Genomic DNA, 16,758 nt, shown 5'->3' with positions numbered 1-16,758 from the left:
TCGTGGTGCGTCGATCGTGGTGAGTCGATCGTGGTGAGTCGATCGTGGTGAGTCGATCGTGGTGAATCGATCGGGGTGCGTTGATCTTGGCATCGATGCCGATGGCGCTTTTAGTCAGCGGCAACAGCGCGCAACGCGTTCAAACCGCTTGAGTTGCAATCACCCGTTCGGGCGCCAGCAGTCCCTCCAGAAACCGCGCGGTCCCGAGCAGCCTGCCTTCGCCTTCGTAGACCCTGACGCGTTGACCACCCAGGTCGTCGCCATCGCCACCCTCGCTCAGCAGTAACGGCGCCGGCACAAGCGCTTGCGGCAAACGTATCCGCTGCCCTTGCAAAAACCGTAGTGTCAATTCCGGATCGAGCCTCACCGCAGCAAAAGTCGACAGCAGCACATCGACCGGCTGCAACCACGCGTCGCGCTCGCTGGGCTGCGCTTGCTCAAGCGCGGCCAGACCGATGGCGGCGTCCAGCGTCAGCGCACCGACTCCCGTGCGACGTAATGCGCTCAAGTGAGCACCGCAACCGAGCTGCTCGCCGATATCTTCGCCCAGGGTACGAATATACGTGCCCTTGCTACAACGCACGCGCATCCGGAACTCGGGCACGGCCGGCAAACCGCAGTCGATAATTTCCAGACTATGTATCGTGACTGGACGCGCCTCGCGCTCCAGTACTTCGCCAGCTCGCGCATATTCATAAAGCGGCTTGCCGTCGCGTTTGAGCGCCGAGTACATCGGCGGGATCTGCGTGATCTCACCGCGAAACGCGGGCAATACCGCGTCGAGCGCCGCCCGATCGCACTCTACCGGTCGCGTTTGAACGGCTTCGCCCTCGGCGTCGCCCGTGGCAGTACGCACGCCGAGCCGCACCGTAGCTTCGTAGGTCTTGTCGGCTTCGAGCAAATCTTGCGAGAATTTAGTCGCTTCGCCAAAGCACAGCGGCAACAGCCCCGACGCCAACGGATCGAGTGTGCCGGTGTGCCCGGCTTTCTTCGCCAGCAGCAGGAATTTGGCGCGGATCAGCGCGTCGTTACTGGACAAGCCAAGCGGCTTGTCGAGGAGCAGCACGCCGTCAAGCGTGCGCCGTTGCAAACGGGGACGATCGGACATACTTGGCGCTTAGTCGTCCTTGCTGCGGGTTGCGTTGGCGTGGTCAATCAAACGCGACATCTCGACCGCATGAGCGACCGTTTCGTCATAGACGAAATGCAGCGTCGGCACCGTGTGGATTTGCAGGCGCTTGAACAACAGATTGTGCAGGTGCCCGGCGGCATGACTGAGCGCGGCCTGGGTCGCGACCGGATCGCCGGTCAAGGTCGTGAAGAAAATCTTGGCGTGCGCGTAGTCGGGGGTCAGCTCGACGTTTTGTATCGTCACCATGCCGATGCGCGGATCCTTGACCTCGCGCTGGATGAGTTCCGACAAATCGCGTTGAATCTGGTCGGCAATGCGTACATTGCGATTGGGAGAAGCGCGTTTCCTGGGCATGACTGAATCCAAAAATAAAACAAAAAGCGGGGTGAGGCCGCGCACATCATTGCCGCCCCACCCCGCTTCGGTCGAAACACTTAAAGCGTGCGCGCGACTTCCGTGACTTCAAACACTTCAAACTGGTCACCCTCAACGATGTCGTTGAAGTTCTTGACCGACATACCGCACTCGAAGCCTTGCTTCACTTCGCGGACATCGTCCTTGAAGCGCTTGAGGGAGTCGAGTTCGCCTGTGTGTATCACGACGTTGTTGCGCAGCACCCGTACCTGCGAAGAGCGCTTGACGACACCGTCCAGCACCATACAGCCGGCCACGGCACCGATCTTCGGAACGCGGAACACTTGTCGAACTTCGACCAGTCCGATGATCGACTCTTTCTTCTCCGGCGCCAGCATGCCCGACATGGCTGCTTTCACTTCATCCACGGCATCGTAAATGATGTTGTAGTAGCGAATGTCGACGCCATTGGATTCCGCCAACTTGCGCGCCAGTGCATCGGCACGCGTGTTGAACCCGATGATCACGGCCTTCGAAGCGGTTGCCAGGTTGACGTCCGATTCGCTGATACCGCCTACCGCGCCGTGCACGATCTGCACGCGCACTTCGTCGGTGGAAAGCTTGGTCAGTGCGTGCACCAACGCTTCCTGCGAACCTTGCACATCGGCCTTGACGATCAAAGGCAGATTCTGGATCTCGCCTTCGGCCATCTGATCGAACATGCTTTCCAGCTTGGCAGCCTGCTGCTTGGCCAGCTTCACGTCGCGGAACTTGCCTTGACGGAACAACGCGATTTCGCGCGCCTTGCGTTCATCCGGCAACACGATGACTTCTTCACCGGCACCCGGGACTTCCGAGAGACCCTGGATTTCGACCGGAATGGACGGACCCGCTTCCTTGATCGGTTTGCCGGTTTCGTCCAACATCGCGCGAACCCGACCGTATGCCGAACCCGCCAGCACCATGTCACCGCGCTTGAGCGTGCCCGATTGCACCAGGATCGTGGCAACCGGACCCTTGCCCTTGTCGAGCTTGGCTTCAATCACGAGACCCTTGGCCGGCGTGGAAACCGCCGCAGTCAACTCCAGCACTTCGGCTTGCAACAGCACTTGCTCGAGCAAGTCGTCGATACCCTGACCGGTCTTGGCCGAGACCGGAACGAATGGCGATTCGCCGCCGTACTCTTCCGGTACCACACCTTCGGTAATCAGCTCTTGCTTGACACGCTCGGGTGCAGCTTCCGGCTTGTCGATCTTGTTCATTGCGACCACGATAGGTACGCCGCCCGCTTTCGCGTGAGCGATCGCCTCCTTCGTCTGCGGCATCACACCGTCGTCGGCAGCGACCACCAGAATCACGATGTCCGTAGCCCGCGCACCGCGAGCCCGCATCGCCGTAAAGGCCTCGTGACCCGGCGTGTCGAGGAAAGTGACCACACCGCGCGGCGTTTCGACGTGGTACGCGCCGATGTGCTGCGTAATGCCGCCCGCTTCGCCCGATGCCACCTTGGCGCGACGAATATAGTCCAGCAGCGAGGTCTTGCCGTGGTCGACGTGGCCCATCACCGTGACAACCGGCGGACGCGGCAACAATTCCACATTGGGCGCTTCGCCTTCGTTCTCCAGCAACGCTTCGGGATCGTCCAACTTGGCCGCAACCGCGCGGTGTCCCAGTTCTTCGACGATGATCATCGCCGTTTCCTGGTCCATCACCTGATTGATCGTCACCATCTGGCCCAGCTTCATCATCACCTTGATGACTTCCGAAGCCTTCACCGCCATCTTGTGGGCAAGGTCGGCCACCGAAATGGTTTCCGGTACATGCACCTCGCGCACGATAGGCTCGCTCGGCGCCTGGAAGGTCGTGGCGTCCTGATGCTTGCCCCGGCCGCCGCGCGGGCCGCCGCGCCAGCTGCGGTCAACGCCGCCACTGGTGTCGCCACGCGTCTTGATGCCGCGCCGTTTGGCTGCGTCGTCCTGCCATGTCGAGGTCTTGCCGGGCTTCTTCTTGTCCGGCATCGTGGTGGTCGTGGTCGCGACCGGCTTCTTGACTTCTTTCTTGACAACGGCTTCGCCAGCCGGACGAGCCGGCTTGTGCAGCGTGCCCTTGGCTTCGGCGAGCTTGGCGGCTTCAGCGGCAATCTGTGCAGGCGTCGGCGGCGGCGGTTCAGCCGGCTTCGGCGGCTTGCGCGGCGTGTTCATCATTTCGCGGATGGCTGCAGCCTCGGCTTCGGCCTTCGCGCGACGCACGCTGATTTCCGCTTCTTCCTGGCGAGTGCGCTCGGCGGCCAGACGCGCGGCGTCGGCAGCCTGCTTCGCCGCTTCGCGTTGCGAAGCGCGCTCGGCAGCCGCATGATCGTCAGCTTCTTTCTGAGCGGAGACCGGTTCGGCCTCGGCGCTATCTACAGTGCTGGCTTGCACAGGCTCAGCGGTCGCGGCTTGCTTCTTCTGCTCAGCCGCACGCTGTGCAGCCTCGCTTTCGGCACGCAGACGCTCGGCTTCGGCGGCGTCTTCACGCGCACGTCGCTCGGCTTCTTCGCGGGCCAGTTGTTCCTGGCGCTCATGCAGCTCACGCGCTTTTTGCTCGAGCAGCGCGGCTTCGCGGCGCGCCTCTTCTTCGCGACGCGTCAACTCCGCGTCGTCGATCTCGGGCGTGTCGAGCTCAACCGCGAGCTCGCCCGCGGAGGCACCGCCAGCCACGCCGGCGGCATCGACACGTACGCCGTCGGGCGTGCCTTCGTCGCGTTTGACGAACACACGTTTCTTGCGCACTTCGACCTGAATCGTGCGAGCCTTCCCGGTCCCGTCGGATTGCTTGATTTCCGACGTCTGCCGGCGGGTCAGCGTAATTTTTCGCTTCTCCGCGTCTTCGGTGCCGTGGGAACGACGCAAATGCTCGAGAAGTTGCGCCTTGTCTGTTTCGGACAAGGTGTCGTCATCGCTTTGCTTCTGAACGCCTGCGGCCTGCAACTGCTCAAGCAGTACGCCAGAAGGCATTTTAAGTTCCGCGGCAAATTGGGCTACGTTGTTGCTCGCCATTCATACCTCTTAAAGCAAGGAACCTGTCCTTGCGGTTAAACGTGATCAATGTGCCATACGAGCTCACTGAAACCAGTGTTCGCGTGCTTTCATGATGAGCGCCTTCGCCTCATCCTCGCCAATTCCCGTCAGCTCAGTCAGCTCATCCACTGCCAATTCAGCCAGGTCGTCGCGCGTATGGATCTGATGCTCGGCGAACTTCGCAAGGAGTTCATCGGTCATGCCATCCAGGCTTTTCAGATCGGCCACGATATGCTCGGCCTTTTCTTCGTCGGCAATTGCCATCGTCAGCAAGGCATTGCGCGAGCGATTGCGTAGTTCGTGTACTGTGTCTTCGTCGAAGGCTTCGATTTCAAGCATTTCATTCAACGGCACGTAGGCAATTTCTTCGAGGCTGGTGAAGCCCTCGTCGATCAGGATATCGGCAACCTCTTCGTCAACATCGAGACGCGCCATAAACAGACCACGCAGCACCGAACGCTCTTGGTTCTGCTTCACGGCCGATTCATCCGGCGTCATGATGTTGATCTGCCAACCGGTCAGTTCGCTCGCGAGACGGACGTTTTGTCCGCTACGGCCAATCGCGACAGCCAGTTCGTTTTCGTCCACCACCACGTCCATCGAATGCTTCTCTTCATCGACGACGATGGATTGGACTGCGGCCGGTGCGAGCGCACCGATTACGAACTGCGCGGGATCCTCCGACCATAGCACGATGTCGACGTTTTCGCCACCCAGCTCATTGCGCACGCCCTGCACCCGCGAACCGCGAATGCCCACGCAGGTGCCGATCGGATCGATGCGCTTGTCGTAGGCCACGACAGCAATCTTGGCGCGCACGCCGGGATCGCGGGCGGCCGATTTGATCTCGAGCAAACCCTGTTCGATTTCCGGCACTTCCATGTCGAACAATTTGATCAAAAATTCGGGGCAAGTCCGTGACAGCTCGATTTGCGGCCCGCGCGCAGTACGGTCGACCTTGGTGATATAGGCCCGCGCACGGTCGCCAATCCGCAGATTTTCCTTCGGGATCAACTGGTCGCGCCGCAACAAGGCCTCGACCCGGCCCGATTCGACCACCAGATTGCCCTTGTCGAGCCGCTTGACGGTGCCCGTCATGATCATTTCGCCGCGATCGAGGAAATCGTTGAGGATCTGCTCGCGCTCGGCATCACGAATTTTCTGCAGAATAACCTGCTTGGCCGCCTGGGCGCCAATCCGGCCGAATTCGAGCGAAGCGATCGACTCTTCGATGAATTCATCGAGTTGGATCTCGGGGTCCTGTTCGCGGGCCTCAAACAACAGAATCTGCTTGTCCGGTTCCTGCAAACCGGCTTCATCCGGCACCACAAGCCAACGGCGGAACGTCTCGTGCTCGCCCGAATTGCGATCGATCGCGACCCGGATATCGACGTCTTCGTCGTAAAGCTTTTTGGTGGCCGAGGCGAGAGCAGCCTCGAGCGCGGCGAAAACCACATCTTTATTGACGTTCTTTTCACGCGCCAGCGCATCCACCAGCATCAACACTTCGCGACTCATTGTTTGCGGCTCCTAAAATCTACGTGCGGTACCAGACGCGCTTTATCGATATCAGCCAACGTGAAATCGAGCACGGCGGGTCCTTCCTTTCCTTCAAATTCCAAACCAATGGATTCACCTTGCGGCGCCTTGAGCATGCCGCGGTACTGCTTGCGGCCGTCCAGCGGCTTTTTCAAGGTGATGGTAGCTTCGCAGCCGGCGAAGCGCTCAAAGGCCGCGAGCGTTTTCAGCGGTCGATCGAGTCCAGGGGAAGACACTTCCAGGCGCTCGTAGTTGACGTTTTCAACCGTCAGCACGTGCTGCAACTGGTGGCTTACTTTTTCGCAATCGTCGACCGAGATCCCGCTGGGCTGATCGATGGAAACGCGCAACAGACCACCGCCGGACCGTTCGAGGTCGACAAGCTCGTATCCGAGAGATACGACCGTGGCTTCAATCAATTCTGTCAAATGCACCTTAACCCCAGAAAAATCGTTCAATGTGCCGAGGACGCTTTTCCCGGAGCGCCGGCCACGACACAGGCCGACAACACCACGCGCGATATGCCACGCGCGTCAACCCGTACCACTTATGCAAATCGTTGCGACAAAAAAAAATGGGCGTAACGCCCATCTTCCGCACTGCCTTGCCCATTTATCACGCCACAATCATGCGGCTTGGGGCGGTGTTCGAGACACAAAAAAAGCAAGTGCCCGGCGACTTGTGGATTTTACTTATTTTTCAGTCAATTGGCAATTCGGAATACCGAAAACTGTCATGAATCACCCAAGAAATTATTAAAAACAGGTGTATTCACCACAGCGGCCGGTATTGGCAAAACCAACCGGCTCACAGCCGGAATTCAGCGCCCGCGTGTACGGTTGCGCGAGTTGCCGCGCGAGCCGCCAAAGCCGCCATTGCCTTCACCACTGTTGCCGTAACCGCCGCGTCCGCCCGCACCAAAACTGGCCGAACCGTTTCCGGTCGTAACTCGGCCGAAGGCTTGGTTCGGGCTGCGCGGCGCGCTGGTGCGCGGCCCAAAGCGTTTGGGCGCTGTCGCATCCTGGGCGGCGAAACCGAGACCGGTCTGCATCGGGTCTGGTTGACGCCGTGGTGCAGCATCGGCTTTCGATTTGTGCGTATCGCCCCCGGTCGGCACTTTCAGGCCGACCGACTGCAGCAACGCGCGCACTTGATTGTCTTCGAGCTCTTCCCAACGGCCGCGATGCAGCCCCTTAGGCAGCGTTACCGCGCCGTGCCGGGTGCGAATCAGACGGCTCACCAACAGCCCGGCGGCCTCGAACATGCGTCGCACTTCGCGATTGCGGCCCTCGGCCAGCGCGACGTGATACCAGCGGTTCGAGCCTTCGCCGCCGCCATCCTGAATGCGCAGGAAATTGGCCGGACCATCTTCGAGTTCCACGCCATGCAACAGTTTTTGGCGATTGCCTTCGGCCAGCTCGCCGACTACGCGCACCGCATATTCGCGTTCGACGTTGTAGCGCGGATGCATGAACCGGTTCGCCAGATCGCCGGAAGTGGTCAGCAATAACAAGCCTTCGGTATTGAAGTCGAGTCGACCGACCGCCAGCCATTTGGCCGTTTTCATTTGCGGCAGCTTGTCGAACACCGACGGGCGCCCTTCCGGATCCGCGTGACTGACGATTTCCCCGGCAGGCTTGTGATAGAGCAACACGCGCGGTGGGCGGTTCGCCAGCTTGCGCTTGATCAGCTTGCCGTTGATGCGGACCTGATCGGTCGGCATGATGCGTTGTCCGATATGCGCAGGCTCGCCGTTCACCGAGACCCGACCGGCAATGATCAGCTCTTCCATCTCGCGGCGCGAACCCATGCCAGCCTCGGCCAGCACCTTATGCAGCTTCGGCGTGTCGTCGTCGGGGGCAAGCACGCGCTTGGGGTTGGCCTCGGGCTTGCGGCCGCGCCGTACCAGCGGCGCGGGCACGCCGTCGCCGGAGCCGTTATCGGCGTCGAACGCCGGCGATGTTACATAAGCGAATACGTCCTCGGTGGGGGCTTTTGTCCCTTGCGCGCCGCGACCGCCAGCATTGGGTTTGCGCCCGCCCTCGCGCTTCTGCTCGCCGCGTCGTTCCTGCCCCGGCGCGCCCTTGGGGCCACCGCCGTTGGCGCCGCGACCCTGACCTGCTGCTTGCCCTGGACGCCCTTGTCCGGTGCGTCCCTGACCGTTACCGTTTCCGTTACCGTTACCTTGATCTGCGCGCTGTCCAGCACGGCCGTCCGGCGGGCGACCGCGACGCGGCTGGCCGCGGCCGCCCTCCCCGCGTGGAGCACGTGGCTGTGCTGCGTCGCCAGGCGCGGCAGAGGCCTCGAACGTATTGCCCGGCTCACCCGCTTGATCCGCTTGATCCGTTCGGGCCGCCCGGCCCGGTTGGCGATCGCTGCTGCGCTCGGCCGAATGCGCGGCGTCGCCGCCCTGCGCATCACCCTCTTTCTGTTTCGATCCGGCACGTCGACGCGCAATCAGACTGCGCGGACCACGTCGCAGACCGCGACGCTGGCGGCCATCGCCACCGGCCTCTTCCGTCGCCCCATTGTCGCCGGTCGCGCCAGCGCCTTCGGTCGCGGCGCCTGCCGTACCTCCGCCGACTGTGCCGTGCGGGGCGTCGTCAGCAGTGGAAATCATGCAGATCTTGCGCGGCGCATGGGCATGCGCGGAGTCTGATACCAGCGACTCGATAGCTTGGGTACGTTTCAAAACAACCTCTGAGTGTGATGGCGCGCGCGTCATGGCAAGCGCCGTAAAAGTCTTGCGTATCAGGTGCCCTGGGGAACCTGATCGTCGATATCGTCCGGAATTTCAAGCGTGCCGACGACGGTGTCATCCGATGAAACTTCTTTATGCGAATGCGGTTGCGCCGACGCCACTTGCGCGCCGATAGCCGGATCCACGTTGCCCTGAACTTCAGCTGCCGGCTGTGCCGTCTCGCCGGGTTCGTCGTGTGCCTTGTTTTGCGCGTCGGCTAGCGCTTCATGGGCGCTGTCTTGCGCTTCGGGCGCATCGTCTTGTGCCGCAACAGCGGCGATTTCCGTGTCAGGCGTCTCGTTGTCCGCTTGTGCATCGGCGTCGACGGCTTCCGGCGCCTCGCTCGCGTGCTCTTGCAGGGCTAGCGACTCCATGGAAGATTCGACAGGCGAATCCGCCAACAATTCGACCGATAATGCATCTGACAATTCACCTGACAGCTCAGCCGACTCCGGGAAATCGATCGCATGCTGAGCCAGTAAATCGATTTGCAATTGCGCATTCGGATCAGTCAGCGCCGGCAATTGATCCAGCGCCTTCAAACCGAGGTCGTCGAGAAACTGCTTGGTGGTCGCGTAAAGCGCCGGGCGTCCCGGCACGTCGCGGTGCCCGATGACTTCGATCCAGTTTCGATCTTCGAGCTGCTTGACTACCTGGGTATTGACCGTGACACCGCGAATTTCTTCGATGTCGCCGCGCGTAACCGGCTGCCGATACGCAATGATCGCCAGCGTTTCGAGGACCGCCCTCGAATACTTGGGAGGCTTTTCCGGGTGCAGACGATCCAGGTACGACCGGTATTCCGGCTTGCTCTGAAAACGCCACCCAGACGCCAGCGCCACCAGCTCAACGCCGCGGCCACTCCATTCAGTCCGCAAATCCTCAAGCAACGATCGTACGATGTCCGCCGAAACCGCATCGGCAAACAACTTGCGCATGTCGGCAACCTTGAGCGGCTCCTGCGCGCAAATCAACGCTGTCTCGAGGACGATTTTCGCCTCTTGGGTATTCATGCAGCTGACCAGACCCTTCAGATGAGCAGAACCAGATCAAAACCGGACCGTATCAGCCTGCCGGATCGAACGGGTGTATTAACTGCCCGTTAAAACGCCAACGCATAACAAGGCCCAACTTAAAAGCCCGGATCTGATGATGGTAGTGTGTATGGGAGCACATTTCAGGCGGCCCGCACTGATACGCATCGGCCGTTGGAGCGTGCCCCGAGGCCTTGCGCGGACTTGACCGCACAGCGAAAACCCTGGCGGGCTCGCTAAACTTGAACGTATGGTACGCAAAAAACCGGTTTGCGTAAACCTATGTCATGCGGAAATAGCCACCTGGGCGGTAGGGACGGCCTAAACCGACTCTTTTTCAAGGAAATGGCTCAAGCGGGCGACCCCTTCGTCCAACAAAGCCCGCTTGCCTGAGTAACACCATCGCACGAAACCTTCGCCTTCGTCGCCAAATGCGCTGCCGGGCGCCAGACCCAGTCGCGCTTCGCGCACCAGCCGAACACACAAGGCCAGGCTGTCCGATGCGCCAGGCAAACGAAAAAAGACATACATCGCGCCGTCGGGCGCTTTGACATCGAGCCCCGGTAGCGAATTAAGACCCTGCACCAGATGTTCGCGCGCTTGGCCCAGCTCGGCCACGACGCGAGCCGTGAGCTCGGCGCCGCCTTGCAGCGCCGCGATACCCGCATGCTGGACGAAATCCGGCGCGCACGACGTGTTGTATTCCAGCAATTTGCCGAGATCGGCCATCAATGCCGCGGGCGCCACGATCCAACCCAGCCGCCACCCGGTCATCAACCACGCTTTGGAAAACGAGTTGACGCACAGCACCCGCTCGTCGCGGCTCGCCAAATCGAGGAACGAAGGCGCGGCCGTGCCCTCGCCGTAATAAAGCCGCTCGTACACCTCGTCCGCAACGATCCAGATACCGTGCGCGCGGCAGTGCCCCAGCACCCGGCTCTGCTGCGCCCGCGTCATCACCCAGCCGGTCGGGTTGTTCGGCGAATTCACCAGGAGCATCTTGGTTTGGGGTGTCAACGCGGCAAGCAGCGCGTCCAAATCGAGCGTCCAGCCATCGGCACCGTGCGTGAGCGCCACGGTCTGGACGTGCGCACCGAGAATTTTCGGGATTTCGACTAGATTCGGCCACAACGGGGTCACCGCAACGACCCGGTCGCCCGGATCGACCAGCAATTGCGCGGCCAGCATCAACGCGTTGACACCCGAACTCGTCACTGCGATCTGCGCGGCGGAAGTCGCGCCATGCAAGCCCGTGACATAGTGCGCCAAGGCATCGCGCAGCGCGCCGAGACCGAGATTGTGGGTATAAAACGTATGGCCAAGCCGCAAGGCGGCGCTCGCCGCGTCGCAGATGAATTGCGGCGTGCTTTGATCCGACTCGCCAAACCAGAATGGCAGCACATCGGGCATATCGAGCGCCGCATTGGCGACCTCACGGATGCGCGACGCGCGTAGCGCCTCCACGCTGGGACGTGCGCGGACTCGTTGGCTAAGGTCCGCCCGCAAATCGGGATAATTCATCAACGCTCCAAATGAAATCCTACTTGCCGCAATGATAGGGACATCTTTCCCCAAGCGCAGCGTTATCGAATGCAATTTTATTGTCGCAGCGGGTACAGCCGGCGTAGGCACCCAAATCCGGTACCCAAACCCGGTATCTAAACCCCGCACCCAAACCCAGCCCCACACCCCACACACTCAATGGTGCAGACGGTGACCCGAGACAGCGCATATCGCTCTCCCGCGTGCACGAGATTGGTGATTCCCCCTGTATCGAAAATAGTGGCTATGGCCCAAGATCTGGCCACGGTCGCCGAGTCACGCGGCCAAGAGGCCGCATGCGTTGATTTTACGAGGCATGGCACGCTTCATGCTTTTTAGGATACCAAGTGGGGCAAGCCGTTCCAGAGCAGCCTGAAGGCATAAAAGCGGCAAGCGAAGGAACAACGCGAGTAGGAGCTCACTCCCGCTCGCCAATTGTCCACACAGGGGCTGGCACTTTACAAAGTGCCGAAGAGAAGTACGCAGATCGCGCTGCTTCGGGATTTGCTTCGTTGAGGTGAAATATGATGCTGTTCGATGATTTGAAAGATAACGAATGGGAACTGGTCGAAGACTTGTTCTGCGACGAACCCAAGCGTAGCGAACGCCGCGGTCGTCCTCGTGTCGAGTCGCGCGCTGTCGTCAATGCTGTGTTGTGGGTATTGGCGACTGGCGAAGGCTGGTCCAAGTTGCCGGGTCGTTATCCGTCGCCACCGACCTGTCGTCGCCGCTTCGACGAATGGCAGACGGACGGCACACTGGTCGAGGCGGTCAAGCGCCTGGGCACAGTAGGGCGTCCGATTTCCCTGCGCGGCCGCTTCGGCACCGCCATCGTCAAACCACCGGCTCCTCCGGTTAGGGATCGCCTGCGCGGCGCATTCTGGACCAACCCGGAATCGTGGCGTGCTCCGGCAAAGATGGCCTGAACACGGATAAAAGCATGCTGCGTGCGTGGTGCCCATGGTGCGTGTATACGTGTGGCGCCATAATGCCGCGGCGTGCTTTAGTCGACCCGCTGTGGTGGACCCGCTGTGGCCCTCGTCTCAAGGCTGATCCATCTAGGGTGATCCATCAAGCCTGATTCATAAGGCTGACTTATCAAGGCGGATTCACCAAGGCTGGTTCAAAACCGATACAGCCCCGCCGACTCGCATCACACTGGCCCGACAACTTGCCGGGCCACACGCGTCAGCCCTGACTATCGCGGCGCCCCATCACCTCTGGGGCGTTTTGCTATGGCGCGATGACCGAAGCCGGCTCGTCGTGCCGCGTGTACCCGAGCACACGCAGATCATCCCAATGCAGCGCCCGCTCATCGCGCTCCAGCCGCTCGATTTCTGACTTCCCCGAATCGGTCAGTACGGCGATATCGACCGGACTATGGTAGCCCGGCGCCGCCGCTGTACGCTGTCGCACTGTTTCAAGCAAACCCTGCGTGCGAAGAAATTCGAACACCAGGGGACGCTTGACCCACGGCACCTGGCGTAACTGGGCACGGCGAAGTGCCTCCAGAACTGCTTCGTTTGAATAAGTCATGATGCTCATCAAGAATTCAGTCGAATCAAAAGCACTGGCAAACCGCATTTCTCGCTACAAACCGCAGCTTATGCCAAAGCCAACCAAGCAGTACCGAAACAGTAAGATAATCTACTCATCATAAGCGCATCCCGACGATTCACCTATAGAGACAAAATATCATGGCACCGAGTCACGCCCAAGGCTGTCCGCTCGGCTATCGCCGATATGTATCACGTATGCTACATTCCGCCATCCCGAACCTTGTACCGCGCATTTGACCGAAAGGAACCGCATGAGCCATATCCAGTTTGATATCGAGTGGACCGAAGCCGCATCGCAAAAAATCGAGCGCCTGATGCCCAAGCGCAATCCGGAAACCCCGATCGCTTTGCCCCCAATCGAGTGCCTGCCGATGGAAGGCGATGTCTTATTTCTGGGACCGGTGGGCAAGCAACAGCCTTTTGTGGTCGTGGAACGGCAGTATCACCACGAAGGCGAGGCCGATTGGACGATAGTCCTGATTTTGGATGTGCCCGACGAGCATTGAACAGGTCGTTGAGCACCGGCCATGTGCCGAGCGCCCCGCTTGTTGACCCTCTCATACCTGCTTCGTACCCGCTTGGTACCGGATTTGTACCCGCAGGCAGGCATCGATTTATTGCATTTTACGTACTAGTTTATTCGCTCAATGGAAACAATGACGCGATAGTAAGGGTTTATACTGCCCTCCGTCACGCAGCGGACACATCCCGCTGCTAATTGGAGTTCACTATGCGTACCCTGAAAGTTCTTGCCACTGTCCTGTCGATGGCCCTATTAAGCGCCCCGCTCGCCGCTTTTGCGACGACGCAAGCGGGCCCGGATTCGGACGCGGCGCCCCAAACCGTTTACGCGCAGGCCGAAGCTGGATCGTCGGCGCCAAACGACGGCTCCACGCGTATCGCTTCCGCCGCTTACGCGACGAAAGTCCAGCTAGCGCAGACGACCTTGGGTCAACGCGCGTCGTATCTGCTGCAAAACGGCTAAGCTGCACGCGAGCGCGCGCCGCTCGCTTGGCCTACGCTGCGTGGCTAGCGTGCTGAACTAACGTCACGTCGCGCGCGCCCCTCTGCCCCTCCCCCGTTGCGCTTCGCCCAAAAAATAAGACCGCAAAAGGCTATGCTTTTGCGGTCCAGGTGCGATTTCACACAATTCAGACGTGATCCAACGAGCTCAAGACCTGCCATGAAGGCCGGCCTTCACAGACGCCCCCGACCCTCACCGGCGACTCAGCCCATTAGTTGAGCTGTGACGCGAGCAACTTGAGGATGCGCAGTGACTGTGGCGTCGTCTGCACCACGCCGGCAGAATCCACAACCGCCACGCGGCTCGAATTTTCCGTCAGCGCCTTCACATTGATCTGATACGGTTTGGCGATTTTTTCCTTCTTGCCATGGAAAATCTGGCTCCAGAAACCCTGGGTCGCCACGGTCAGATCGGTCGGATCCACATAGCGAATCGAGTAGAGCCCATGGTCCTTGTCGCTCTGATCCACGGTGAAGTTCGCATGTTCCAGACCTAGACCCGTGAGAGCCCATGCCTGATCATATCCGTTATTGAGCGTGATCTCGCCATCGGCCACCGGGACCGTGCGTTGCGGGCCACGCGCAGCCTCAAGCGCCGCTTGCCTCTTGGCTGCATCGGCTGCCGCGCTAGCCTGAGCGGCCTTCGACGTTGCCGCAGCGTTGGCGGCAATGGTGGCGTTCGCAACGGAAGTAGACACATCGGGGGCAATGCCGGCTTCCGCGCGGGACTGCACAAGCGCCAGCTTATCCATCAGACGGGTCAGGTACTCGGCTTCCAGGCCCGGATCGTTGGGGGTGTCCTCCCACTTGCTGCCGTCTTTGTTCGCGCCTACCAGCACCTCGTGTGTGCCCTTCTGGCTAATAAAAATATATTGACTGCCATCGGGGCCGGCCTCGAAACGGGTGCGGTATTTGTTGCGCACGCCCGTTACGTAGGAATTGTCCATCGCTTTGGATAGCAAATTGCGCACGATATCCTGGTCGATACTTGCGTGCGTTTCGTTCCAGTCGGTTTCCATCACACCGCCATTCTTCTGATCCACCACCAGAAGAAAACCCTGCTCTTCCCAGAATTTGCGCACTTCCGGCCACAATTGATCGAACGACTGGTTGCTCACTACCAGCCAGCGCACGCTGCCGTCGCGCTGAATGCGCATACCCGGCACGCTGGGCAAGACCTGTTCGGCATGCGTAGTCGTCGAGGCGATCTGGCGCTGGGCCGACAGTGAGGTGACACCGGTCACTGGAGCAAATGCGCGCTGATCCTGGGAACCGCTCAGATCAGGTGGCAACGCGAGCGACGGCGCCCTCGTCGTGGTAGTGCTTTGGTAATCGATAGCCTGGGGATCCACCGAACCACACGCCGCGAGCATGCCGGTCAGCGCGGTCAAAGCTGCCGCGCGCCCCATCAGGCTACGGAACATACGACGGTCAGAACGACATTCAACAGTAGAATACAGCATGCTGTAACGAGTAATTTTCATGGAGTCCTTCAACGGGCGCCGCGCAATGTGCGACGGAATTCGCTCGTGATTCTACCGGGATGAGGCGCGTACGTGCAAAAACCTTGCGTAAAAGATCCCTTACGCCATATTTCGGTCATCGCGTCGCGGCTTGCAACCCCATTTTCGATCCCGTTTTCAACCCCGCATGGGGCGCATTCAATTTCGCATTGAATTCCTAGACCACAGCCGAATTGTATCGCGTCAGGCGCTGCCGCCATTAAGTCGGTCAGCGCATGCCCCGCAGCGAGTCGCCGCGGATCGGCAACTTGAGCTTTACCCCGTCCAGCGCCTCGAGCTCGCGCAACTGACTGATCAGACTATCGCTGAGTGCATAGTCGGCCGCCAGTAGCAAGACGCCTTTCGTGCTGAGCAAATCGTGCGCCAGCACCATGCCCGGTTTTAGCTGCGTAGTCCTGAGCACAACTTCCTTGGGCCCCAACGTGCGCTCTTCCTCGATCAGAGCGAGAAAGACATTGACCACATCCGGATCGTAGCGCCGGCCGCGATCCTGCGCGATCGCCGCAGCAGCCTCCTCGGGCGTGAATCTCACGGTGTTGACAATACCGATCTGCAATCCGTCGAAATCATTGGCAACCGCCAAAATCCGCGCGCCCAACGCGATCTCGGTGCCGATCAATTGGTCGGGGTAGCCATGGCCATCGAAACGTTCGTGGTGAGCGCGAATCAATTTAGCCGGCTCGGCCATCGGCTCGAGCGCCATCAGCGCGGTCTGTCCCATGCCAGGGTGTTTGCGCACCCACGTCAATTGCTCGGTCGACATCTGATTGAGCGGCGTCGACAAGAGCTCGTCCGGCCAGGCCATTTTCCCTAGATCATGGAGCAGGCCAGCCAACATCAGGTGATTGACATCGACGGCGTCCAATCCCATACGCAAACCGATGCGCCGCGCCAAGTCGGCGACTCGGCGCGAATGCCCTGCCAATACATCGCTGCGCAACTCGAGCAGACTGGAAAATAATTTAATCAGCACGATCAAATTATGTTTGAGCTTGTCGTGCGCGGTGTCCAGCAGTGCGTGGACCTCGCTGAGTTGCTGCACGCGGTCCTGCACGCGCCTCTCCAGTGAGCGGTTCAACGCGCTTAACTCGTCGTTACGCCGCAGAAGTTCACGCTCGGCATGCTTGCATCGCGCGATGTCGTCTTCGAGCATGCGCTCCCGATCGCCAGCCTCATGAGTCATGACGCCCCCCCCCGGTTCTCGCGTGCCGATCCAGGTCCTCGCCTCGTAGGCGTCCCTCGTCGCACTGCGC

Annotated in this window: 13 protein-coding genes and 1 pseudogene; 3 read left to right on the top strand and 11 right to left on the bottom strand. The window is 60.3% G+C overall.

Annotated elements, in window-relative coordinates:
* Positions 1-139: 139 nt before the first annotated feature.
* The 8 genes from truB to GSQ77_RS17665 all read right to left on the bottom strand — a co-directional run bounded on the left by truB (position 140) and on the right by GSQ77_RS17665 (position 11,379).
* The gene (gene truB / locus GSQ77_RS17700; protein ID WP_158904087.1) at positions 140-1,108 is read right to left on the bottom strand and encodes a tRNA pseudouridine(55) synthase TruB; all 969 of its coding nucleotides are present in this window, start codon (positions 1,106-1,108) and stop codon (positions 140-142) included.
* Positions 1,109-1,117: 9 nt separating this feature from the next.
* Positions 1,118-1,486 (bottom strand): 30S ribosome-binding factor RbfA, encoded by a 369-nt coding sequence (rbfA, locus tag GSQ77_RS17695; protein WP_158904086.1) that lies wholly within the window; start codon positions 1,484-1,486, stop codon positions 1,118-1,120.
* Positions 1,487-1,566: 80 nt separating this feature from the next.
* Positions 1,567-4,524, bottom strand: coding sequence for a translation initiation factor IF-2 (gene infB / locus GSQ77_RS17690; protein ID WP_158904085.1), 2,958 nt, complete (start codon positions 4,522-4,524; stop codon positions 1,567-1,569).
* 63 nt (positions 4,525-4,587) lie between these two features.
* Complete coding sequence (gene nusA / locus GSQ77_RS17685; protein ID WP_158904084.1) at positions 4,588-6,063, bottom strand: transcription termination factor NusA; 1,476 nt, start codon at positions 6,061-6,063, stop codon at positions 4,588-4,590.
* The gene (gene rimP, locus GSQ77_RS17680; RefSeq protein WP_158904083.1) at positions 6,060-6,518 is read right to left on the bottom strand and encodes a ribosome maturation factor RimP; all 459 of its coding nucleotides are present in this window, start codon (positions 6,516-6,518) and stop codon (positions 6,060-6,062) included. Before rimP ends, nusA begins: the two co-directional genes overlap by 4 nt.
* Before the next feature lie 386 nt (positions 6,519-6,904).
* Entirely contained in the window at positions 6,905-8,704 is a 1,800-nt protein-coding gene (gene rluB / locus GSQ77_RS17675; protein ID WP_158904234.1) for a 23S rRNA pseudouridine(2605) synthase RluB, read from the bottom strand.
* A 131-nt stretch (positions 8,705-8,835) separates the two neighbouring features.
* A complete protein-coding gene (gene scpB, locus GSQ77_RS17670; RefSeq protein WP_158904082.1) occupies positions 8,836-9,837 on the bottom strand; it encodes an SMC-Scp complex subunit ScpB in 1,002 nt (333 codons plus the stop codon).
* Between the two features lie 342 nt (positions 9,838-10,179).
* Complete coding sequence (locus tag GSQ77_RS17665; RefSeq protein ID WP_158904081.1) at positions 10,180-11,379, bottom strand: pyridoxal phosphate-dependent aminotransferase; 1,200 nt, start codon at positions 11,377-11,379, stop codon at positions 10,180-10,182.
* A gap of 548 nt (positions 11,380-11,927) precedes the next feature.
* On the opposite strand from GSQ77_RS17665, the pseudogene GSQ77_RS17660 reads away from it, so the two are divergent.
* Positions 11,928-12,311, top strand: a pseudogene (locus GSQ77_RS17660) (transposase); the annotation flags it as partial.
* A 322-nt stretch (positions 12,312-12,633) separates the two neighbouring features.
* Here the strand turns inward: GSQ77_RS17660 and GSQ77_RS17655 are convergent.
* Complete coding sequence (locus GSQ77_RS17655; RefSeq protein WP_158904233.1) at positions 12,634-12,939, bottom strand: hypothetical protein; 306 nt, start codon at positions 12,937-12,939, stop codon at positions 12,634-12,636.
* A gap of 271 nt (positions 12,940-13,210) precedes the next feature.
* Here GSQ77_RS17655 and GSQ77_RS17650 point away from each other — a divergent pair, with 271 nt between their 5' ends.
* Positions 13,211-13,465, top strand: coding sequence for a DNA-binding protein (locus GSQ77_RS17650; RefSeq protein ID WP_158904079.1), 255 nt, complete (start codon positions 13,211-13,213; stop codon positions 13,463-13,465).
* Positions 13,466-13,689: 224 nt separating this feature from the next.
* On the top strand, positions 13,690-13,944 hold the full coding sequence (locus tag GSQ77_RS17645; protein ID WP_158904078.1) for a hypothetical protein: 255 nt from the start codon (positions 13,690-13,692) through the stop codon (positions 13,942-13,944).
* Between the two features lie 250 nt (positions 13,945-14,194).
* Here GSQ77_RS17645 and bamC read toward each other — a convergent pair whose 3' ends face one another.
* A complete protein-coding gene (gene bamC, locus GSQ77_RS17640) occupies positions 14,195-15,406 on the bottom strand; it encodes an outer membrane protein assembly factor BamC (protein ID WP_158904077.1) in 1,212 nt (403 codons plus the stop codon).
* Between the two features lie 307 nt (positions 15,407-15,713).
* Complete coding sequence (locus GSQ77_RS17635) at positions 15,714-16,688, bottom strand: HD-GYP domain-containing protein (RefSeq protein ID WP_158904076.1); 975 nt, start codon at positions 16,686-16,688, stop codon at positions 15,714-15,716.
* Positions 16,689-16,758 lie beyond the last annotated feature (70 nt).

Origin of the sequence: Burkholderia sp. L27(2015), assembly GCF_009765705.1 — a bacterium.
GTDB lineage: Bacteria > Pseudomonadota > Gammaproteobacteria > Burkholderiales > Burkholderiaceae > LMUX01.
Note: the sequence above shows the minus strand (reverse complement) of the source record. Positions and strands in the feature narration are given on the sequence as shown.